Below are 23,636 nucleotides of genomic sequence, written 5' to 3'. Positions count from 1 at the left end.
TTATAGAGTTAATACTTGATTTCGAATTGCTTGTCGACGTTTTCCACCACCACGCTTTTGACTTTATAACCTTCTACTGAATTGGCTGTACCTTGCGGGTCGAAACGCGAAATTGGTGTAAGAAAAGACACAAAATCATCCTGTACAGCTTTACCAACATTGATTTTATCGGCGATATTAAAACCATGGAAGACAATTTTTAATTTGGTGAATTTTGACTTGTACTTCCCTTCTACCTTATGAAACACAATTTGCTTTTTAACGGCATCATATACGATATTTCTTTGATAGAAGTCGCCTTTTTCATAATTGTAGCTTTCACCATCGTCTTCGTAGTAGTTGAAGCTGTTGTTGCTATCTCCTTTATAGATGTGGATTACCAAAGTATCTGTTGGTTTTTCGGCCGTGGTTTGCACCAAAGATTGCATAGGGATAATGCTACTTTCTTTCACAAAAACCGGGAGCTTTTGCATGGTTAAACCAATTACCTTTTCCGTGTGGCCTTCAATAACTTCTCCAGTATAGAAATTATACCACTTTCCCTTCGGGAAAAATATGTTACCGTAATTCTTGTTACTTTCGAAAGGGGCCACTAAAAATGCGGGACCAAATAAAAACTGGTTTTGAAACTGAGTGTCGTAAACCTTGGGTTCAAAAGTGTTATCAATAGCCAAACTACGCACTACTGGCAGGCCTGTAGTAACAGCTTGGTTAAATGTGGCATACAGATATGGCAGTAAACGGTAACGCAGGTTGATATAGTTCCTAGAGATTTCGGTCACCTCTTCTCCGTAGCTCCAAGGCTCGGATGATTTGGTATTTACCGCAGTATGATTACGAAAATAAGGGTTAAATGCACCAATCTGTATCCAACGGGCATATAAACTTACCGATGGATTGCCTGTAAAACCACCAATATCCATTCCCGTGAAAGCAACTCCACTTAAACCCAGGCTACTCATCAAACGCACACCTAACAGCATATGGTCTTCTTCAGAGCGGTTATCGCCTGTCCAGATGGCCGTGTAACGTTGTAAACCGGCATAACCAGCTCTTGTTAAATTGAACGGACGCTTATTGGTTGCCGCAATAGCGCCTTCAAAACTCGCCCTCGCCATCTGCATACCATAAACATTATGGGCTTGTTTGTGGCTAGCTAGAGCCCCTTCGTAATTAAAAATAATATTCGAGGGCATTTTTTGGCCCCAGCTGGCAATTTCATTCATGTCGTTCCAAATGCCATCTACCCCCGTATTAGAAAAGAACTTGATTTTTTCCTTCCACCAATCCCTGCCCTTAACGGCAGTGAAATCTGGGAAATGGCACCACCCCGGCCAAACTTGCGCCGTAAAATCCGTACTATCTGGATATTTGACAAATATTCTTTTTTTTATCCCATCTTCATAAGCTTCATAACCTTTCTCAACCTTAATGCCGGGATCAACAATCACTGTGGTTCTAAAACCCAAGGCATTTAACTTTTTGTTCATTGCCAAGGGGTCGCCAAACCTACTTTTGTCCCATGTAAAAAGCTTGTATTGATCCATGTAATGAATATCCAAGGTAATGCCATCCGCTGGAATTTTCTTTTCCCTTAAAGTTTGCGCTATACGCATCACCTCAGTTTCTGGATAGTAGCTATAACGATTTTGTTGATAGCCAAGGCTCCAAAGCGGAGGCATTTTCATGCGCCCGGTCAAAGCGGTATATGAAGTAATGATATCTGCCATTTTTTGATGGTAGATGAAATAGTAGTCTAGTGCCCCACCCTGTGCCGAGAAGGAAGAAAATCGATTATTGCTAGCTCCAAAATTAAAGTCGGTTTGATAGGTATTGTCTAAGAAAACACCATAATTCAGACCGTTATGTATGCCAATGTAAAAAGGAATGGAGGAATATAGCGGGTCTTGTCCCGTTGAATAGCCAAAAGCGTCATAATTCCAATTGGTGTAACCATTACCTTTTCGATCTAGATTTCCGGTTTTTTCTCCCAAGCCCACAAAACGTTCTCCTTCTTGCATATGCTTATACGCGGTCACTTCTTCGGCAACCCATGAATTTTGTAGGCCTTTTTCATCTTCGTTGATCAGCTTTCCATCCAACGTATAAAATGCCACAGCAAATGGTTTCTTGGAAACCACTGCCTTCAATGAATCCGTTTGCAGCACAATTTCATTTTCATTTTGCGTAATGTTAAGCTTGGTTGGTTGCGGTGCCATCACTACTGCATAGGAAAAATCTTTTGCCAAAGTCTTCTTATCTAACCTTACTCTGACGATACTAGGCGAATAAACCCTGATTTCGCCATAGGCATTTTCGGTTTTAAAACTTAAACTTTGCGCTTGTGTTTCAACCTGCGTAATGTTTCCAACAGGCATTACCGGCCCGTGTTGGGCCATTGAGCAATGTATATAGATATAGCACAGGAAAAAAAGGGAAAAACGTTTCATATTAAAAACATCGCTTTCCGAAAAGTTGCTACCTGTAGTAGATAAAGCTTTCCGGAAAGCAATCAGCTATTGGTTATAAAAAATATACTCTGCAGTAAGGTCGTTGAAAAATATTTTGTACTTGCCCGCTTTAACGGAAAGGTTGCTACCGTCTCGGGTTCCCACGCCGTACTTCTTCGTTTCGTTTCCTGAAGGAACACCCCAGTTAACTTCCCAACCTGTAGCAATTCTGAATTTCAGTTCAGAATTTTGGTCAAATTGCTGTACGATCTGCCAAATATGTGGGTTAAAGGTAGTTTTGGACATCGCATTGATGTTACCCCAACCATTAAAACTACCAATAATACCAATAGATGCATATGTGGTAGCCGATGAGGTGTTGTATGGTGTGATAGAAAAGGTTAAAGCCTTGATATCTATTTTCACTGTATAGAAGCCTGCAGTAACCACGTTAAAGGTACCAGGATCTGGATCTGAGCTCTGTGGTTTCACCTTAACGCCACCAGCCCCGTCACTACCATATTGGGTATTCCAGCTGCCTACGGCGGTAATAAATTTAAATTCGCCAGCGCTTAGATATCCGGTATAGGTGTACAGACTGCCGTTACCAGCATCCCTGAACATATAGGTAGGGTTCGTGTTGTCCCATTGGTGTTCGCTTGCAGAACCTACCATGAATAGATTGATTTCTCTTATAATGCTCAAATCATTTACGTAATCCGCATATTTCTTTACATTGCCAGAAGTAGCTTCTATGGTCCACTGTAACCTTGCCGACGCTGCTTGGTCGGTAAAACCTTTAGAAGTTAACAATAAATCTAATGCTTGATGGCTGATGGTAAATGTAGAATCCGAGCCAGCATTATTAGAAACCGCTTCATAGATTGGACTATCGAAACTTCCACCTTCTGCTACCAATTTGAGCTTGTACGTAACGGCGCTGGCTGTTTTCCCAGGAAAAGCTTTCTGCCATTTAAAGGTGAGCAGATCAGTCGCAGAATTAGGGTTAAGCACTACATTTGTCGTAAATGAAGATACAGGTCCATATAATACAAAATTGCTGATGCCATCCCCAAAACGGGTAATGGAAAGGCTGTGATTTGCATTTGCAAACTCTTTTTTGCTACCATTATTGGCCACCACATTCCAAATCAAATCAGTTTTTGCCCCCTCAGCAATGTTCTTGGCCTTCAGTAGGTCATCTAATTGCTTTTGCGTGATGGTCAATTTATTGCTTTTTCCATTGTCGTTAGAAGGTACCTCCAATAAAGGTTGCGCCAAGGAACCAGTTTTTAATGCCGCTACAAATGTATACGTAGGTGGCGTGGATACGCCTGGTTTAGCCGCCGACCATGTAATTTGTATTTGAGCATTAGGGGTAGCGCTATTCAATACCAGAATAGCATTATTCTCTGGTGCCGAAAGTGTAAAGGCACCTAATGCTTCGCCCTTCGATTCATTATCAAAATCGATTTTCTTACATCCGAAAACTATTACTGATAATGACAGTAATAAATAAAATAGTTTATTCTTCATCTCAATAATTAATTAAAGGTTAAATAAGCCATTTCAATCACAGGGCCGTAAGTGGCTGTATTTCCACCATTGGCATCTCTAAGATTGCCCGAAAATTGATAGCTGAACTTAGAAAGTGTGGTGCCTGCCGGAAGCGTAATCAATTTTTCAGGGATAAAAGAGTATGAGTATAGTTTATCCGACTCTTTTTTGGCGATTACATCCGCTTTCCTTGCAAATTCATTTCCTCCAGCATCATAAAAGATGATGGTTACTTTTACATCGTACAATCGTTGTAAGGATTGCTCTGTTGCCAAATCTTGATGAAAGTATACTGTAGCCATGTCTGTTTGATCTAACTTGGCAGGAAATACCCTGAACTGCGAAGGGACAAAAATTAATGGATCGAACTTATACGGCTTAAAATCTTGTGTTTGTTTAGATCCGTCTTTAGTTTTAGCTAAAAAGCCAAAATTGATCAGTTCTGCGGGACTTTGGCCAAATAAGGTTGTCCCAATAAATTTGAAAGTGAACTTATTGGTTGCAATTTTGGTAAACTTAGCCGCTTCGGAAGAGTTTCCCCACTGGCCATTTACAAGTCCATCTTTTCCTCCTCCTACACCATCATTGGAAAATATCCAGATATAAATATCGTCTACACCTGCCAAAGGAGTTCCGGCAACATCCAAAGTAATGGTTACTTCATCTTCTGCGGTAAAAGATGCCGGGCTAAAAGTCACTTGTGAAAAAGCCCACAGTGTACTTAAACTAAATATAATTGATAATATTAATTTTCTCATAACGGCATTACTTTTTAGTGAATTCATATTGGTAAGAAAGAATGACCTTACCATTGATTGACTTATTTTTAACAAGGTACAGTTTACCGCCGCTTAAGCCCGCATAGGAACCTAGTGAAAGTTTATTGGTAACGGTACCGTTCTTCAACTCGATGATGGTGGGTGCCATTTGATTGTCTACAGACCAGTTTCCCGAGGTCAGGTCGACAATTTTCGGCGAATTACCATTGGTAATGGCAAAAGTGGATGGTTTACCAGAACCATCTGCCTGTAAGGTTAAAACCAGGTCCTTATAAGCATACACATTAGTGATATCCAACTCTTTGTAAGGAAAACCTTTTGTTTTGGCATCCTGATCAACTTGTACCACCTTCGTTAGGTTCCATGTACCTTGCATTTGCTTAATCACTTCTACATTGGAAGTTATTGGGCCGAACTCTTCTGGCTTACATCCGAATATAGTGAGGATGCAGGCCATGATTGTTAAATATTTTAATGTCTTCATGATTGTTAGTTTTTAGTTACAACCGCCTTCCGGGTTACGTGTGAAACCGGTGTTGGTGGCCATTTCTCCCTGAGGAAACTGAAGTATTAAACCATTGCAGTTCCATGCCGCACCGCGTTTATCTATGTTTTCTCCTCTAGCACCAATTCTTTTGATTTCCGATAAGCGATTTCCTTCTCCAGCAAGCTCTATACTACGTTCTAAACGGGCATTTGCTTTGATCAAACTTGCAGAAGAACCAGGTGGTATTGATTTTGTACCACCGTAGGCTCTATTCAGGATATCATTAAGGTCCTGAATCGCTACGTCCAAATGGGCATTCTGCTCTGCGGCAGCTTCGGCTCTGATCAACTTCATTTCCGTTAAATGGAAAACAGGGATTTCGAATCTGTCGCTATTGTATTTTTTAGAAGCGATAAAACCTGGATATTTAACGGTTTCGTAAAGTGCTTTCCTAGTATCGTTGGCTGTATTTACGGTGGCCCAAAAAGCAGTGGTAAACCTTAAAGTAGGCAAATTGAAATCAGATCTAAACTGTCCTCTCAACTCTCCTCCGGGCTCATAAGTGCCATAACTATTGATGATCTTAAAAATACTTTCTTTGGAACCCGTTTCCGAGAAACGGGAAGCGTAAGTATCTAAAAAGAATTTGTTTGAACTGATGACCTGATCGGCATACACATAGGCATTTACAAAATCATTCATCTGAAAATAAACTTTTGCCAGCAAAGCCTTAGCTGCCCATTTGGTGGCATACCCATTGTTATTATCAGGCAATTTCACTTCCGCTATTTTCAGGTCAGCAATGATCTGGTCATAAACCTGTTTCACCGTTGCCCTTGGCTGCGACACAATAGTGGTTGCAATTCTCAAAGGAACGCCCAAATGACTATTATCTGGTGTATAACCGTAAGGTTGGGCCCACAATTTCACCAATTCGAAATGGCTCAGTGCTCTCACAAATCTTCCCTGTCCTTCCAGATTATCTCTCATGGCGTTGGTAACTCCAAGGTTCTCCAATACTACATTGGCTCTATAAATAGCCTGATAAATGTCGGTATACATATTATTCTTATACTCTCCAAACACCGATGTTTTACGACCATAGGTTTCACCAAAATCGCCACTTAATTGCGACCCATCCAATTGATCGGCCATTAATTCGCTCATCACCTGTATCTTTCCACCAAACATATTACCACCACCTACAATCTGGTAGGCGCCATTCATCGTTTCTATAACACCTTTTTCATCTGCCAATGCAACAGTTTTTGGAATAGACTGCACGGGCGGGGCATCCAAGAATTTTTTACATCCAGTACCAAAACCTGCAACTACAGAAAGTACCAAGAATGATTTCCATATATTTTTATACTTCATTTCCATTTCTTTTTCGTTTAAGTTTTGTACTAAAATGAGGTTGATAGCCCAAAAGTGATCGATTTCTGTTGAGGCGTAGTTAGGTAAGTAACGTTAGGGCTCATGTTCCTATCTTGTGGATTTTCGAAATCGCGGGCAATTTCCGGATCGCCTCCTGGATACTTACTAAAAGTGAGCAAGTTCATTCCCGTAGCAAATAACCTTAGGTTCTGCAATCGCAATTTCGTTAACATTTTGCTTGGGAAATTGTAAGACAGGGTCACTTCTCTTAAACGTACAAACGTAGCATCGTATAAAAACATGGTAGAGTTGTACTGCCATTCACTCGACAGGCCGGTATAGGTTCCGCTGTTCATGGTTAAACGAGGGAACTTTGCAATATCTCCCGGTTTTCTCCAACGATCGGCAATATCTTCTCTGATATTCCAGTCGGTAACCACGCCCAATTGGCGTTTGGCCGATCCATCATATAAATTTCCGCCTATGGCAAAGGTGAACAATGTATTTAGTTCAAAACCTTTGAAATTGAATGTATTGGTTAAACCACCCACATAATCAGGCAAAATTTTCCCAACAATCACACGGTTATCCAAAGAGAACGTCTTCGTTTCAAATCCATCTTTGTCTAACCATATAGGCAAACCGTCATTGGGATCTACTCCTTTGTACCTTACCAAATAGTTAGCCCCTATTGGATAGCCAGCGGCTACCCTCGTGTCATTGGTTCCACCACCGATAGCATCAGGAGTTAGATTTCCAATACTCAAAACTTCATTATAATTTTTGGAGGCATTTAAACGGGTTGTCCATTTAAATTGATTAGACTGGATGTTGATGGTGTTTAGTCCTAATTCCACCCCTTCATTTAAAATCTTTCCTACATTTATAAAGCCATTCGCAAAGCCTGTAGAAGGAGATATAGAGCCAGAAATTAGCGGTTCACTTGTCTTTTTCTGATAGTAAGAGAATTCTCCGCTGATTCTTCCGTTAAAAAACCCGAAATCTATTCCTAAGTCGAGGTTTCTGCCTGCTTCCCATTTCAATGCCGGATTTCCAACATTTACTGGATATAAAACAGGTTGCCCATTATAACTTCCCGAATACTGAAATTGCTGGAAATATTGTCCTGGAGCAAATCCTGCACTACCTACCAGACCATAACTAGCCCTTAATTTAAGGTTGCTGATCACTTTGCTGTTCTTTAAGAAATCTTCTTGATTGATATACCATGAGGCAGAACCAGATGGGAAATACCCATATTTGTTCTCTGGACCAAACTTAGAAGAACCATCTCTACGAAACACTCCCTGTAAATAGTACTTATTTTTATAAGAGTAATTGATACGACCAAATAAAGATGAAAAAGTATCCCTATCGAAACCAGCGTAGTAGTTAAGACTATTGCTTGCTGCCATTGCCGCTATTGCCGCTTCGTAACTAGCTCTGTCCTTATTAAAAGGCCCGTCTGCTTCTCCAAAAATGCCATTCCTAAATAATGATTTATCTGAAAACTGGGCTTCTGCTCCAACCATAAAAGACAATTTATTGTTCTGGTTAAACTGTAAATCATAGTTGGCTGTTCCGGTAACTGTCCTATTGAAAATCTTTGTTGGGTAGGTACTGGCGTAACCTCTAGTTGCATTCCTTAAAGAAGCAGGTGTAAACACATTATCATCAACATCTAGATTATCCATATTGGCGATTGCCTTTATGCTTAGATTTTTGACAGGCTTGAGTTCGAAAGTAACGCCCCCAATCAACCTTTGGTTAATGGTCTTCCAATCTAACAATCCTATATTTCTTGCGGGGTTTGCTCCATTACTAAAAAATGAACCATCGCTGTTATAAACCGGATAAATAGGCAATGCAGTTGACATCGCATCTCCCAAACCTCCTGCCCATGCTGCGTTTACGCGGTTATTGGTTCCCTTATCGTAAGCAATGTTGATACTTGTAGAAAAGTAGGAAGTTGGCTTGACATCTAGATTAACCCTAAAACCGTAACGTTCATAAGAGTTGCCTTTTAAAAAACTATGATTATCGCCATAGGTTGCAGAAATATAAGTATTCACCTTTTCAGTACCATGGCTTACCGAAATGGCTTGGTCGTTCGACTTTCCTGTTTCGGTTACGATTCCCCACCAGTCTGTATTGTTTTGCTGCGCTTGTGCCCAGGTCAAACCACCAGGTAGTGGAGCCAGTCCAGTGTTCCCATCATTGGTCCATGCTTCTTGACGTAACGACAACCACTCCGCTCCATTGGCAAAAGTCGGCTTGTTGGCATAAGTGCTCAACCCGTATTTGCTGGAAAGCGTAATCTTCGGTTTTCCGGCCTTACCTCTTTTGGTAGTGATCAAAATCACACCGTTTGCTCCTCTTGAGCCATAGATTCCCGCAGCAGCGGCATCTTTCAGTATCTCTATCGATTCGATATCGTTTGGATTGATCGTAGCCAATGGATTTTGGTTCATCGCTCCTCTATTCCCGGCAATAAATGGATCTGAAGTGATTGGAATACCATCCAATACATAAAGTGGATCACCACCAGCACTGATCGAACCAATACCTCGAATTCTAATGACAGACCCACTACCTGCCAAACCACTGCCCTGAGTAACCTGTACTCCTGGGGCTTGGCCTTGTAGGCCTGCTTCGAAACTTGGTGTAGGCAAAGAAGTTAGCTTGTCGCCCGTAACTTTGGATATCGCTCCGGTTAGCTCTCGCTTGGTCTGCGTACCATAGCCGACAATCACTACATCATCGAGCATTTGGTTATCCTGAGCTAAGGTTAACGTTACATTGGTATTTCCGGCCACCTTTAAAGGTCGCTCCAATGTTTTGAAACCAACCGAACGGACTTGTAGCACCACATCGCCATAGGTTACGGTCAACTTGAACAAACCTTCGTTATCTGTAGAAACGGCCCTAGTCGTTCCTTTCACAAAAACAGAGGCACCTGGCAAAGGAAGACCAGTCTCATCGAGCACCTTTCCAGATATGATTCCGGTCTGTGCCTGAACTTTCAATACCGTAAAAAGAAAGAATACCAAAAGCCCCTGTTTTAACAGGTAAAATACTTTCATACTTGGGTTAATTTGGTTAATAAAATTTGGTTAGATTTTTAGTTAAAATACACGAAGGACTAATTTACAGGCTGTATCCGTAATTCAAAATTTATTTGAAAATTAATTTTTGACCAAAAAATCAAGAAAAAAAAATCAGAAAAAGATAACACTTAGTCCAACATTTACAACAATACAAAAAAACATAAAAAATTATATAAATAACTAATAATAAATAATTTAAAAATTAAAAATAAAAATATTAGTGTAACAAAAACACTAAGCAATTTAATACACTAATTACCGGGAACGTTCCCAATTTACAAAGGTGTTTTGACATCTACTTTTCGGGAACGTTCCCGAAATGGAATCACAAATTCTTCCTAAAATACACTAAGCGCCCAAAAAAGTTGATTTTTTCAGGTGAATAAAATCAGGTAAAAAATGGGGTTATTTATGCGTGGAATTCCTGGCAAATAATTTAGATTTTAGTACCACTTCTTGAATGGTATTTACCGTCTGTCCGCCCTCTAACATATCGAACAAAAGTTGCGCAGCTTGGCTACCTATTTCCGTAGCTGGTTGGGTAATGGTGGTTAAGGAAGGATTAAGTAATGGCGCAATCTCTAAGCTCGAAAAACCTATCACTTTGACGTCTTTCGGGATGTTCAGCTTCAAATCGTAGCTGGCGTAGTAGGCAGCAAAGGCCAAACGTTCAACTGAGGCAAAAATCCCATCTGGTTTTAGCTCTTTAAGTGCCTCTTTAATGATGATGTTATTTTCTTCGTAACTATTGCTACAATCTATAATAAATTTATCATCGAACTCGAGCTGATGTTTCTCTAGCGCATCAATGTAGCCCTGCATACGTGTTTTCCCAATACTGAGACTCTTATTAACTACTAAATATGCTATTTTTTTACATCCCTGCTGAATAAGATGTTCTGTGGCCTTAAAACTACTATCATAGTCATTAGTAACGACCCTAGGCACATCTATGTCCTCATACACCCTATCAAAAAAGACCAATGGCAGGCGCTTTCCACCCAACCTGTTCAGGTAGCTATGGTTATTGGCCTCTCCCGAAGCGGACATGATGATACCGTCGGCCCTACCGTTATGTAAGTGCCTTATGAAATCTACTTCTTTCTGGTAATCGTCATCCGTCACATAGATTAAGATATGATAGTTATGTTGCCTAGCGATGCGCTCGATTCCGTGGATGGCGTGTGAAAAGTAGTTATTAGCCAGCTCGGGTACAATAATGGCAATGGTACGGCTCCTTTGTTCCCGCAAATTGCTAGCGTAATGGTTCGGCTGATAGTTCAGTTCTCTCGCTTTGGCCAAAATACGCTCCTTGGTATCCGCCTTAATATCGCTATTGTCCCTAAATGCCCTAGAAACCGTTGACTTGGAAAGATTTAGCTCTTCAGCTAATTTCTTGATGTTTATGCGTTCCATCTATATCTATCAAAACTGCCTTGGAACAAAGATAGAGCTTATACCCAATATACCAACATGTCCTTACACAGCTTGGGTTGGAACTTACTCGAAAATAACTACAGGCTTTGAGTAGGTTGAACCGAAATAACCTTTTTGTTGGGATCTCTTTTTCATCGAAATATATTTAAACAAAAAAGCCCTTCAGATTTATCATCTGAAGGGCTTATGGACTTTCGTCTCAGTCGGGGTGGCAGGATTCGAACCTACGACCTCCACATCCCAAATGTGGCGCGATACCGGGCTACGCTACACCCCGATGGTGGTATCACCTTTGTTGGCGGTGAGGGCGGGATTCGAACCCGCGGTACCGTTACCAGTACGACAGTTTAGCAAACTGTTCCTTTCGGCCTCTCAGGCACCTCACCTTTCTCCACACGTTTTCTGCGTTTCGAGGTTGCAAATATAGCAATTCATTGATGTTTGCAAAAAAAAATTACATACTTTGTGGATAATCTACGCGGACATGATAGATGCTCATTAACATCGTCTTGAAAATCAACTTGATAGTTTCTAAATCTTTTAACGTTAAATCGCAATTATCTAATTGGTTTTGCTCCAATTTGTAGTCAATGATGCGTTCAACAAGGTCATTGATGTTTTGCGCATCGGGATTTTTCAGACTTCTTGAGGCTGCTTCCACCGAATCGGCCAACATTAAAACGCCCGTTTCTTTCGAAAATGGAATAGGCCCAGGATAGCGGAAGATATTCTCGTCAATAAATTTTTCTGGCGAATTTTTCAGGAAAGATTGATAGAAATAATCCACTCGGGTATTCCCATGATGCGTGCGTATAAAATCAATCACCGATTCTGGCAATTTATGTTTTCTGGTGATTTCGATACCTTTATGCACATGACGGATAATAATTTGTGCACTTTGCTCATAAGGCAACTTATCGTGCGGACTCTGCCCGGTTTGGTTTTCAATAAAATATTGAGGGTTTTCCATCTTGCCTATATCATGGTACAAAGCTCCCGCCCTCACCAATAAAGCATTCCCTCCTATCTTAAATATCGCCGCTTCGGCTAAATTGGCCACCTGCAAGGAATGCTGGAAGGTACCTGGCGCCTTAAAAGCAAGCTCTCTCAATAACTTATTGTTGGTGTTGGTCAATTCTATCAACGCTACATCTGAGGTGATTCCAAAAACTCTTTCAAAGGCATAAATTAATGGATAGGCCAACAATGATAAAAGCACGCTGAAAACAAAAGGCAAGAAATTAGCCCACTCGATATGAGTTAGCGAGCCCTCCCTCAATAAAGCGATACCCATAAAAGAAACAAAGTAGGCACTCAATATAAATGAGGCCGAAATCAGCAGTTGCTCACGTTTCACCAAATTCTTGATACTGTAAATGGCCACCATACCCGCAGTAGTTTGATAAAACACAAACTCAAAGCTATTGGGCACAAAAAATCCGGCAATTAAAATCACCAACAAATGAAGGTTCAATGCCAATCTCGTGTCAAACAATATCCTGATGATAATGGGCACTATACAGAAAGGCAGCAGATAAAGGTTAGAAAGGTTGAATTTGATGGACCAAGTAAGCACCAGTAACATCGAAGTGATCACTAGCAAGAGTAAAGAAAGCTGGCGGTTATCGGCGTAAATATCCTTTCTGAAAAGATAAAGGAACACCATTAAGAGCGTCACAATAAAGCCAACCAACAACACTTGCCCCAAAAACACCAATTTATCATCGCCTACACTTTTGGTCTGCGCATCGTAGTTTTCCCTAAACGACACCAATTTCTGATATACTTCTTCGTCAATTACCGTTTCCTTGGCCACAATCAATTCGCCCTTTTGTACCATCCCTTTGGTTGTAGAGATGCTGTTCAAAGCATTATTCTGAACTGTAGCCGTTAAGGTTTCGTTAAATATAATATTAGGTTTGAGATGACTTTCCGCTAAGTCAAATACCGCTTTGGCAATCTCAGGTTCGCTGGTTTTAAAGCTTGCTTTCAAGTAGGCCATTGCTGTTTCTGTCGTAAAAACATCTTGCGAATTGCTTTTCGTAGAAACATTGTTCCGCACCAGCGAAAAATCATAATAGCTTCCCCCTTTTTGGTGCTTCGGATTGATATCAATAATGCCTTTACTATAAATGGACTGCAGAATCTGATGTGAACGCTGTCTATTGATTTCTTTATCTCGCTCATCCAAAGTATTGGATTTCCATTTCACATCAAACTCGTTCAAATATGCTTCGCTCTGATCCTTAAACACCTCTTCCTTATATTCATAAATGGGCAGAACATTCTCCAACACCGTTTTTTTATCAAGATTGATCTGTTGCGGTGTTTTTAAAATGGCAAAGCTAAAAGGCGAAACCAAGTCTTTGTTCAACCAAGTTTTACCCTTCTCAAATTCATACCTAAACCGTGGCTGCTTGGGTAAATAAAGTGTAATTATCAACACACATACCGCCATCATCACGTACTTCAAGTTAGATGAATACTTACGGTAAAGTATTTTGTGCGAGTTCTTTTTAATCTTGGCCAAAATGTAATCCTTTATTTCAATCAAAATTAGTATTTATTTCTGCAATAGCCTACAAAGCACCTCACAGAAACAAATCTCTGGCTTAAAAAGCCATTTCATATTTCAAATTTTTAATTTAAATTTGATATCAAAATAATATCAATCATGCAAACAGAAAAAATCATTAGACCACCATCAGGCTACCTTACTTTAGGAGTTTTTATAGCATTATTAGCTTCAGGCATTTACCTTATGGCCATTCGTGAGTTTGGCTGGGGTACCGCAATACTATTGGTAAATTTCATTTTGGTTTTACCAGGATTAATCATCGTTAATCCTAATGAATCAAAAGTATTGACCTTATTTGGAAAATACGTGGGCACTGTTAAATCAGATGGTTTCTTTTGGGTAAATCCCCTTACCACAAAGAAAAAACTGTCCCTAAGAGCCAGAAACCTCAACGGCCAGCAATTAAAAGTGAACGACAAAATGGGAAACCCCATTGAAATTGGTGCCGTAGTGGTATGGCAAGTACAGGAAACTGCCAAGGCCAGTTTTTCAGTAGAGGATTACATCCAATATGTAAACATACAAAGTGAAGCCGCTGTAAGGCATTTGGCTAACAGTTTTGCTTACGATAATTTGGAGGACGAAGATGCAGGCATTACTCTTAAAGATGGTGCTGAAACAGTGAATGCATTACTAGAAGAAGAATTAAATGAACGTTTATCAAGAGCTGGCATTGAAGTCATAGAAGCAAGAATTTCGCATTTGGCCTACGCACAAGAAATTGCCAGCGCCATGTTGCAACGCCAACAAGCTACGGCGGTAATTGCTGCCAGAAAACTGATTGTTGAAGGCGCCGTGGGCATGGTGGAGATGGCTCTGGAAAGATTGTCGGAAAAGGATATCGTTACCTTAGACGAAGAAAGAAAAGCGGCCATGGTAAGTAATTTATTGGTGGTACTTTGTGGCGACAGAAACGTACAACCTGTAGTGAACACCGGTACACTGTACAATTAATAACTTGAGTCCGATTAGTAATTAACTAATTTGTAATCGTTTTACTATTTTAATGTAGGGCTGTCCCTGAAATAAATTCAGGGTGACGCTAAATCAATGCTCCGTCATGCTGAATTTAGTTCAGCATCAGCTTTACAGATTAACTACCAATCGAACCCAGATGAATAGAAATTCGATGTGTTTCTTGGACTATGAAGCCAACTAAAACATCATCTTTTATTGATAAAAACAATGCCCGAGAAAGATAAGAAAGCATTTGCATTGAGGATAAGCCCCACATTGCTCAAAGAGATAGAGACTTGGGCGGCCAGCGAGTTTAGGAGCACTAATGGTCAAATTGAATTTCTGTTGAATGAAGCGGTAAAATCTCGCCGTAAAAAAGCTGCTAAGAAAACCGACGACAATGTATAGTTAACGTAAATAAAATGTGGTTTACGACTGTATTTTAAAGATTATCCCTAAATTGCGACCAACCAAATATATATTAAACATTACAAATGAAAGAAGTAGTTATCGTATCAGCGGTTAGAACTCCTATTGGCAGTTTTGGCGGCTCACTTTCAGGATTTTCGGCTACGCAACTAGGCGGTTTCGCCATCAAAGGAGCTTTAGAAAGAATTGGTCTTCAACCAGAACTAGTGCAAGAAGTGTACATGGGCAACGTATTGTCGGCCAATTTAGGTCAGGCGCCCGCAACACAGGCCGCAAAATATGCTGGTTTACCTGATTTACCTTCCACCACCATCAACAAAGTTTGTGCTTCGGGCACCAAAGCCATTATGCTAGCGGCGCAAAGCATCGCATTGGGCCAAAACGAAATTGTAGTTGCTGGCGGAATGGAAAGCATGAGCAATGTTCCCTATTACTTGGATAAGGCCAGAAACGGCTATCGCTTAGGCCACGGACAAATTACCGATGGCTTGATAAAAGATGGTCTTTGGGATGTATACAACGATTACCACATGGGTTCGGCAGCGGAACTTTGTGCCGAAACTTGTAACATCAGCCGCGAAGACCAAGACAACTTCGCCATCCAATCTTACAAAAGAGCGCAACAAGCGCAAAGCGATGGAAAATTTAAAGATGAAATTGTTGCCGTAGAAATCAAGGATAGAAAAGGAGAAATCACCTTATTTGCCAAAGATGAAGAACCAGCAGCAGTAAAATTCGACAAAATCCCTGCATTAAAACCTGTTTTCAAAAAAGACGGAACTGTAACCGCGGCAAATGCCTCAACCTTAAATGATGGTGCTGCTGCCTTAGTTTTAATGAGCGCCGAAAAAGCGAAAGAACTGGGCATTACTCCCTTAGCAAAAGTATTGGCTTACGCCGATGCCCAACAAGCCCCAGAATGGTTTACTACTGCACCTTCTAAAGCAATTCCTTTGGCTTTACAAAGAGCAAATATCAGCAAAGAGCAAGTAGATTATTTTGAAATCAACGAAGCTTTCTCTGTGGTGTCTTTAGCCAACAACCAAGCTTTGGACCTTAATGGCGACAAAGTGAACGTGAATGGTGGCGCTGTAGCTATTGGTCATCCACTTGGTGCATCAGGTGCCAGAATAGTGGTTACCTTACTATCGGTATTAGCTCAAAATAATGGAAAAATAGGCGTTGCCGGAATTTGTAATGGTGGCGGTGGTGCTAGCGCAATAGTTATAGAAAATCTTCGTTAACAAGGTTTAAATGCAAAGCAGTTTTTTGAAGACATTTTTTTCACTTTTAGTAGTGTGTTTGATGACAGGTAACTTAAAAGCCCAACAATCCATAGCACCTACTAAACTGTCCCAATTGTTAAAAATACAAGACACCCTTTCGGCTTATAGTGATTCTACTGTAAGTGTTAAGGACGATGTAGAGCGGGCAGCCTACAACACCATGTTTGTAAAAAAACTCATCAGCGCCTTAAAAACCCCTCATTCCTTTCAATTCAATTTCGATTCCCTTGCTAACGTAACGGTACTCAACGCTCCTAACCAATCGTTCAGGATTTTTACTTGGTCGGTTCCACTTACTGATGGTGGTTATAAATTTTATGGCACTATCCAAATAGCGACCAAAGATGGTTCATTGAAACTGATTCCTTTAAATGATGCTACGGAAACTTTTACCGACGACAACATCATTACCAATCAAAAGAAATGGTATGGTGCCCGTTATTACGAAATGATTCCCGTAACCTATCCTGGTAAAAACCCTTATTATATTTTATTGGGATGGAAAGGCAACAACGAAAAGACCAACAAGAAAGTCATCGAGGTTTTATCCTTCGAAAAAGACGAAGCTATTTTTGGCAAGAATATTTTTGAACTGAGCAGAAAAGCACCCGTGAAAAACAGGATAGTTTTTGAGTACGCCAAGAAAAACTCCATGACTTTGGCTTTTGACAAAAAAGTGAACATGATTGTTTTTGACCATTTAGCTCCTTTTGAAGCCAACATGGAAGGCAACTTCGAATATTACGCTTCCGACTTAAGCTTTGACGGTTACGCCATTAGCTACCCAAGGCTATATTTGAAAGAGAATGTGGAAGTGAGAAACGACGCTTCTAATTTAGACGAATTATACAGCACTCCGCGTAAAGCGACGACACTTTTACAAAAGGGCAAACATTAATTTTTGCTGAAATGTAAATGTATTCGCCTATATTGCACCAATTTTTTTTAAAAAACTAAGACTAACTTATTAAATAATCTATGCAAACAAATACTGCAGAAAATCCAAACGATTTTTTTAAAAGTAAGGTATTAGGGCACCCATCGGGGCTTTTTGTACTTTTCTTTACCGAAATGTGGGAGCGTTTCTCCTACTATGGAATGCGAGCCTTATTGGTTTTGTTTTTCAGCGCTTCTGTTTTAGATAGCGGCTGGGGATGGCCAAAAGAACATGCATTGGCCATTTTCGGAACCTATACTGCATTAGTTTACCTTTCCACCATGCTTGGCGGCTATTTTGCCGACAAAGTAATTGGTATTCGCTGGGCCGTAGTGGTAGGTGCACTATTAATGACCTTAGGCCATGCCTGTATGGCACTCGAAACCTCTTTCTTCATTTATGCGGGTTTGGTTTTCTTGGTGTTTGGTAGTGGTTTCTTTAAACCCAACATGACCTCTATTGTATCAGAAATGTACAAAGACTTCCCCGAGAAAAAAGACGGTGCTTACACCATTTTTTACATGGGTGTAAATGCAGGTGCATTTTTTGGAATCATGCTTTGCGGCTACTTAGGCGAAAAAATTGGCTGGAGCTGGGGATTTGGTGTAGCAGGTATTTTCATGCTATTTGGCTTATTGCAATTCTGGTTTGCACAAAATATTTTCGGAAACATTGGCCTAAAACCTGTTAAAGCAACTGCGGAAGAAAAAGCAGCAGCAGCTTCCACAGAGCAAGAAGGTGGTAAATTGAACCCATTTACAGGCTTTCACATGGCATTAATTGTACTATGTGTTGGTTTAGGATTGGCTTGGATTTTAAATGACCCTGTTAATAAAATCTCCGAAGGTACTACCAACCTATTCAGTTTTAGTTTATTCGGAGTAGATGGCAGTAACTTCATCATCTTAACAGCACTGATACTGTTCTTAATTTTATTGGTATCGAGAATTAGCAGATATGACAAAGTGCTTAAAGACAGAATGATTGCCATTGTGTTTTTTGCCATCATTACCATGATTTTTTGGTCGATATTTGAGCAAGCACCAGGTTCATTAACTTTATTTGCTAAGGATTATACACAAAGAATTCTAGAAGGAACTTCGGGTACTATTTTCAAAATCGTTAACTCATTAATCACCATTGGTCCTTTGGCCATCATTACTTGGGTACTCTTTAAATTGTTCGGACAAACCTTCAATAAATATAAATTGTCTAACCTGATTTTAGGCTTCAGTTTCTTGATCATCTGGGGAATTGCCATCTGGATGGTAACTAACGAATACAAGTCTACTTCATACAATGTTCAGTACAAAAACCTTAGCGGCATAGTAAACAACGACAAAGTAGTTTCATCTGAATCTTACAAAGACAACCAAGAGATTGCCATTTTAGATATTGAGCGGACTTCATTCTATAAAGCTGACGAGAAAACCACGGTTGAAAACAATGCCCTAGTAGACAAAAACAAAAACTACCTTGGCGATGTATTTAACGGTAAGATCAGCAACATTGTTGACCGCGAAAAACCAGGCGCATTTGGCACAGTGGTAAGCTACGCCGAAATTGAATTCACCAATGCAGCGGGACAAACGCTTAAAAGAGAAATCAAATTAGCTAAAGGTGAAAAAGAGTCGCTAAAAGTAGGTGATACTAAGGAAATATTAATTAATCACAACATCAAATACGATGCTGATCAAACCTCGCCAATCAAAGCAACCATTACTTCAAAAATTGCTGCTACAGAGGTAAATGCAAGTTGGTTCAATATCTTAAACTCACTTTTCATTATCACATTAGCCCCATTATTCTCTAAATGGTGGAGCAGTAAACGCAACCCTTCAGCAAATAATAAATATGCCATTGGCATGTTGTTCTTAGCTATCGGAATGGCATTTGTAGCCTTTGGTGCAGCCTCTATCCCTGCAGGAGCCAAATCAGCTTCGGTAAGTATGATTTGGTTGGTATTTGTTTACTTATTCCATACCATGGCCGAACTTTGCGTGTCGCCAGTGGCCCTTTCTTATGTAAGTAAACTGGTACCAGGCCGCATGATTGCCATCATGTTTGGGGTTTGGTATTTAGCTGTAGCTATTGGTAACAAGCTAGCGGGTATATTTGGTGAGGTTTCAGAAAGTGTAGCAGGCGAAAAAGGCTATAGCTATTTCTTCTGGACACTTACAGGTGTTTCATTAGCCGCATCTTTATTAGCTTTTGCCTTAGGCCCAATTGTTAAAAAACTGATGCATGGTGTAAAATAAGCATCGCATCATCGCCCATAACCAGAAAGGCTCCCAATAATGGGAGCCTTTCTGGTTTAATTCAATCGCCTATACTATTTATTAGGTTGAGGCGTAGTTCTTAAATAAGGTTTAATGACCTTATGCCCTTTAGGGAACTTGGCAGGAATATCCTCGGTTTTGATACTGTTTACCACAATTACATCTTCTCCGTCTTTCCAATCAGCCGGTGTAGCTACGCTGTAGTTTGCCGTAAGCTGTAACGAATCTATCACCCTCAACACCTCATTAAAGTTCCTACCTGTCGAAGCAGGATAAGTGATGATTAGTTTTACCTTTTTATCAGGCCCTATTACAAACAACGAACGCACCGTTAAAGTCTCCGAAGCATTTGGATGAATCATATCATAAAGGTTCGCTACGGTCTTATCCGAATCTGCAATAATGGGAAAATCTACCGTTGTATTTTGTGTTTCATTGATATCCTTGATCCAGCCCAAATGCGACTCTACAGGATCAACACTTAATGCTAAAACTTTTACATTTCTTTGATCAAATTCGCCTTTTAAAGCAGCCGTCCTACCTAATTCTGTAGTACAAACTGGTGTATAATCTGCAGGATGTGAAAACAAAACTCCCCAGCTATCGCCAAGGTATTCATAAAAGTCTATCTCACCTATAGATGTTGTAGCTTTAAAATTTGGAGCAATATCGCCTATTCTTATACTCATGGTATTATTTTTTAAATGAAAAATCGATTAATTATATGTTCAAGTTACGAAAAAATCAAGAGAACAAATCACCCTGTTGATTTAGAAAATTGATGCGAGGCAGCTTACTTCCTAGTTTCTGATTGAACTTTTCTATGGTATAATCTGCAATAATCGGCGTATCGCTCTCATCATGCTGATGCAAAAAGAAGTAGATTTCCTCCAGTCCCCTATCCAACCAGTCGTCCAAACGTAGCACCCAATCATCGACCCTTTTCTTATCTGAGCTTTCCAAAAAACGACCACCGTTACCCACAAAACGCACAAAGGCTTTAGGTGTGGGCAATTCCATATGCACACAATCACGCCTACCGCTAGCATCAGTAATTGCTGCACCGATGTTAAGGTCTGCTAACAGCGAGAATAAGGCTTTCCTATCATCAGGTTTGGCAAACCAATCCTCGTGGCGCACTTCCAAAAACAAATTCAAATCTCTCGGCAATGCTTTTAAATAGTGGTGCATAGCATCAAAATTTTTAGGCCCAAAATTATCACCCAACTGCAAAAAACAAGGTCCTAATTTATCTCCAAATGCACTAATAGCTTTCAGATACAAATCTGTTTCAGCCTGTGCATTATTCAAACGCTTAATATGGGTAATCGCTCTGGAAAACTTCGGGCAAAACCTAAAATCTGGACGTTGGTCTGCCATTTCCTTCCACTTCACAATCTGCTCCTCCTTAGGGATACCATAAAAAACCGCATTCAACTCAATGGAGTTAAAATGCTTTACATATTCCCCTAAAAAATCTTTCTCTTTGGTTTTTGCAGGATAAATTAAATTCACCCATTCTTTTCTGCCCCATTTGGCGCAGCCCACGAAAAACTTTGGCTCATCAACAGCCTTTCCTTTTAAAGTCAGTTTAGTTTGTTCACCATCTGGAGGCAAGGTAAAATCTACTTGTTTAATTTCATTGGGTTCAACTCTTCCAAATTCCATAGCTAAATATAGTTAATTAGCCACAGATGCACAGATAACATTTAGATAAATCCGCATCTATGACTATAATTGATTTGCCACAAATACACAGATAAACATTTTATAATTTCTCACAATCTCCAGCCCTAGCAATTCCTCTCCGTTCTACTAAAATCGAGCTTGCAATACCTCTATGTGTCTATGTGGTTTCATTTTCTATTTAATGAACCACATAGACACATAGTAAACAATAATATAAACAAATTAAATATCTGTGCATCTGTGGCTATTAAAAACCTCATTCCAAAGAAAAACCCCGAAAACAATCAAATGTTTCGGGGCTGCACTTTATGTAATGTAAAAACTAGTTGTTGTTATAAACTTTAATCATGAATACATAATCCTGCATTTTTTGCACCTGTACATTACGTTTCAAACCTCGCAAGCTGCTTTTCTTACCATAAGAAACTTTTCTACTTAACGAATCCTGTGGGATAGCATTTAATGCTTCCATAATGTATTTTGATTTCACGGCAAAAGTTGCTCCATCGGTTTTATTTTCCTTTCCATTAATGATCCCTACCACGTTACCACTATTATCTAACAATGGACCTCCACTATTACCTGGATTTACTGGAATAGCCACTTGGTACGCCAAAGTATCACCGTTAATACCGTTTCTTGAACTCACGTAACCGTCGCCCAATACTATATCATCTTTAGGAAAACCTAAGGTAAATACCGATTCGCCAATACCAGAAGCGCCACGTTTAATGGTATAAGGTAAGGTAGGTAAACCTTCAAAACGCTTATCGCTAATTTTAAGGATGGCAATATCGTTTACAGGATCACTATAAAACGATTTCGCTTTATAAGAACCACTACCATTTTGTACATGAACTGAATCTGCACCACGAACTACGTGATAATTGGTTATAATATAACCGTTGCCAGAAATAGCGAAACCGGTTCCTCCAAATGTAGGCCTATTCCCTTCATTCCCTGCCTTGCTGTCAGTCTTTATCGATTTAATATCTCTAAGTAAACCAGTATGGGTACGTTTTATTTGCTTCAAATCATGGCTCATGGCCTCAAAAGTACCTGCCTGTTTATTGTTGCTCTGTATAGAATACAACGAAACCATTGCCAATAAGATAAATGAAGCGGCAATAGCCACGGCCGATCTATTATTACGCCAAAGCTTCACTAATTTCGAAGGGTGCGGTCTTAAATTTTCAGCAAGGGCAGCAACGTCAATTTGCGAGTGCGCAGCATCCATCTGTTCCTTTAACTTCACCACATGTGCATATTGCGCCATCGAATCTAAAAAAACCTTATGGGCCACTACCTTATGGTCAACCACAGGATCATTGCTACGCAACTGTTCAAACGCTACGCGCTCCTCTGCCGTAAGTTTACCTTTTAGGTAATCTTCAATAATAGCTTCAAGTTCTATCTCGTTTCTCATTTCCTATGATTGAAAAAATAATTTCTTTAACCTTTGCAAGCACTTGTATTTCTGTGTTTTTGCATTATCTGTATTCGTATATCCAAATTTCTCACAAATCTCCTGCATCGAATGATTATGGATATAAAAATCTTGAATGATGGTTTTACAAGGTTCGCCCAAACTATCGAGCGCTACCTTCATTTTATCAAACTGCATATCTTTTTCCTCATGCAGTTCTACGTTATCATCCACGGCCAACACATCCTCAAAATCGGCAATGTTATTGGTCTTTTTACTTTGCTGAGTAAGCTTCTTTAGCCAAATCCTTCTACTTACCGAGTAAATATAAGTCTTCAACTTGCTACTCAACTCAAAATTCCCGCTACGTACCTTATTATAAAGTACTATAATGGCTTCTTGATAAACGTCCTTTGCATCATCCTCATCGCCGCTATTATTTAAAATAAACTGCAACACCATCGGAAAATATGCCAAATACAACTTATTTAAAGCCTCAACCGAGTTATTGAGTATCCCTAGTACAACCTCTCTATCTGTTGGTATATCACTGCTAAACTTTATACTCACCTATTAATACAATTAAAATCAAATGGTAACCCAATAATAATCAAAAAAATCACAAGCCTTCCTCAAGCTAGCAATCTATTACTTTTTAGCAAAGCAATCTGATACCGCTATGATAGCGTCTTCCCGCTTTCCGCTTTATGCCTCATTTATTCGGCATGCTCGCTACGATCGGCTTTATCATATCCCTGCCTGAATAAAAAACGTACATTTTAATACCAAATCGCCTAAATAGTAACCCTTAAAAACCGTTGAAAACTTTTTTTATTTTTTTTAAAAAACATAAGGTTACCT

Annotated in this window: 17 protein-coding genes and 2 tRNA genes; 5 read left to right on the top strand and 14 right to left on the bottom strand. The window is 39.8% G+C overall.

What is annotated here, in order from left to right; all coding sequences use genetic code 11:
• Nucleotides 1-8: 8 nt before the first annotated feature.
• From ABDV71_RS08625 to ABDV71_RS08580, 10 genes are all read right to left on the bottom strand, one after another.
• The gene (locus ABDV71_RS08625; RefSeq protein WP_343532044.1) at nt 9-2,399 is read right to left on the bottom strand and encodes a glycoside hydrolase family 31 protein; all 2,391 of its coding nucleotides are present in this window, start codon (nt 2,397-2,399) and stop codon (nt 9-11) included.
• A gap of 117 nt (nt 2,400-2,516) precedes the next feature.
• Nucleotides 2,517-3,986 carry a SusE domain-containing protein gene (locus ABDV71_RS08620; protein WP_343532043.1) on the bottom strand — a complete coding sequence of 490 codons (1,470 nt, stop codon included), beginning with the start codon at nt 3,984-3,986 and terminating at the stop codon, nt 2,517-2,519.
• An 8-nt stretch (nt 3,987-3,994) separates the two neighbouring features.
• Nucleotides 3,995-4,765, bottom strand: a complete 771-nt coding sequence (locus ABDV71_RS08615) for a hypothetical protein (RefSeq protein ID WP_343532042.1) — start codon at nt 4,763-4,765, stop codon at nt 3,995-3,997.
• A 7-nt stretch (nt 4,766-4,772) separates the two neighbouring features.
• Entirely contained in the window at nt 4,773-5,270 is a 498-nt protein-coding gene (locus ABDV71_RS08610) for a DUF5004 domain-containing protein (protein WP_343532041.1), read from the bottom strand.
• A gap of 12 nt (nt 5,271-5,282) precedes the next feature.
• Nucleotides 5,283-6,650: a RagB/SusD family nutrient uptake outer membrane protein gene (locus ABDV71_RS08605; RefSeq protein WP_343532040.1), complete on the bottom strand. Its 1,368-nt coding sequence runs from the start codon at nt 6,648-6,650 to the stop codon at nt 5,283-5,285.
• Between the two features lie 29 nt (nt 6,651-6,679).
• Entirely contained in the window at nt 6,680-9,733 is a 3,054-nt protein-coding gene (locus tag ABDV71_RS08600; protein WP_343532039.1) for a TonB-dependent receptor, read from the bottom strand.
• Between the two features lie 429 nt (nt 9,734-10,162).
• A complete protein-coding gene (locus ABDV71_RS08595) occupies nt 10,163-11,173 on the bottom strand; it encodes a LacI family DNA-binding transcriptional regulator (RefSeq protein WP_343532038.1) in 1,011 nt (336 codons plus the stop codon).
• Nucleotides 11,174-11,397: 224 nt separating this feature from the next.
• Nucleotides 11,398-11,471 (bottom strand) — tRNA-Pro (locus ABDV71_RS08590).
• Nucleotides 11,472-11,490: 19 nt separating this feature from the next.
• Nucleotides 11,491-11,580 (bottom strand) — tRNA-Ser (locus ABDV71_RS08585).
• Nucleotides 11,581-11,648: 68 nt separating this feature from the next.
• The gene (locus ABDV71_RS08580; RefSeq protein ID WP_343532208.1) at nt 11,649-13,652 is read right to left on the bottom strand and encodes an HDIG domain-containing metalloprotein; all 2,004 of its coding nucleotides are present in this window, start codon (nt 13,650-13,652) and stop codon (nt 11,649-11,651) included.
• A gap of 216 nt (nt 13,653-13,868) precedes the next feature.
• Here ABDV71_RS08580 and ABDV71_RS08575 point away from each other — a divergent pair, with 216 nt between their 5' ends.
• From ABDV71_RS08575 to ABDV71_RS08555, 5 genes are all read left to right on the top strand, one after another.
• The gene (locus tag ABDV71_RS08575; RefSeq protein ID WP_343532037.1) at nt 13,869-14,726 is read left to right on the top strand and encodes an SPFH domain-containing protein; all 858 of its coding nucleotides are present in this window, start codon (nt 13,869-13,871) and stop codon (nt 14,724-14,726) included.
• 231 nt (nt 14,727-14,957) lie between these two features.
• A complete protein-coding gene (locus ABDV71_RS08570; RefSeq protein ID WP_343532036.1) occupies nt 14,958-15,137 on the top strand; it encodes an Arc family DNA binding domain-containing protein in 180 nt (59 codons plus the stop codon).
• Nucleotides 15,138-15,223: 86 nt separating this feature from the next.
• Nucleotides 15,224-16,402 carry an acetyl-CoA C-acyltransferase gene (locus ABDV71_RS08565; protein WP_343532035.1) on the top strand — a complete coding sequence of 393 codons (1,179 nt, stop codon included), beginning with the start codon at nt 15,224-15,226 and terminating at the stop codon, nt 16,400-16,402.
• Nucleotides 16,403-16,412: 10 nt separating this feature from the next.
• Complete coding sequence (locus ABDV71_RS08560) at nt 16,413-17,342, top strand: hypothetical protein (protein ID WP_343532034.1); 930 nt, start codon at nt 16,413-16,415, stop codon at nt 17,340-17,342.
• Between the two features lie 80 nt (nt 17,343-17,422).
• A complete protein-coding gene (locus ABDV71_RS08555) occupies nt 17,423-19,639 on the top strand; it encodes an oligopeptide:H+ symporter (RefSeq protein ID WP_343532033.1) in 2,217 nt (738 codons plus the stop codon).
• 74 nt (nt 19,640-19,713) lie between these two features.
• On the opposite strand, the gene ABDV71_RS08550 is transcribed toward ABDV71_RS08555, so the two are convergent.
• The 4 genes from ABDV71_RS08550 to ABDV71_RS08535 all read right to left on the bottom strand — a co-directional run bounded on the left by ABDV71_RS08550 (nt 19,714) and on the right by ABDV71_RS08535 (nt 23,345).
• Nucleotides 19,714-20,349: a peroxiredoxin gene (locus ABDV71_RS08550; protein WP_343532032.1), complete on the bottom strand. Its 636-nt coding sequence runs from the start codon at nt 20,347-20,349 to the stop codon at nt 19,714-19,716.
• Between the two features lie 55 nt (nt 20,350-20,404).
• Nucleotides 20,405-21,328 (bottom strand): DUF72 domain-containing protein, encoded by a 924-nt coding sequence (locus ABDV71_RS08545; protein ID WP_343532031.1) that lies wholly within the window; start codon nt 21,326-21,328, stop codon nt 20,405-20,407.
• A gap of 343 nt (nt 21,329-21,671) precedes the next feature.
• Complete coding sequence (locus ABDV71_RS08540; protein WP_343532030.1) at nt 21,672-22,775, bottom strand: serine protease; 1,104 nt, start codon at nt 22,773-22,775, stop codon at nt 21,672-21,674.
• A gap of 3 nt (nt 22,776-22,778) precedes the next feature.
• Complete coding sequence (locus tag ABDV71_RS08535) at nt 22,779-23,345, bottom strand: sigma-70 family RNA polymerase sigma factor (RefSeq protein WP_343532029.1); 567 nt, start codon at nt 23,343-23,345, stop codon at nt 22,779-22,781.
• Nucleotides 23,346-23,636 lie beyond the last annotated feature (291 nt).

The sequence above is a fragment of the Pedobacter sp. genome (assembly GCF_039594775.1).
Classification (GTDB): domain Bacteria; phylum Bacteroidota; class Bacteroidia; order Sphingobacteriales; family Sphingobacteriaceae; genus Pedobacter.
The sequence above is the reverse complement of the archived record's forward strand: the minus strand, read 5'-3'. Positions and strand labels throughout refer to the sequence as shown.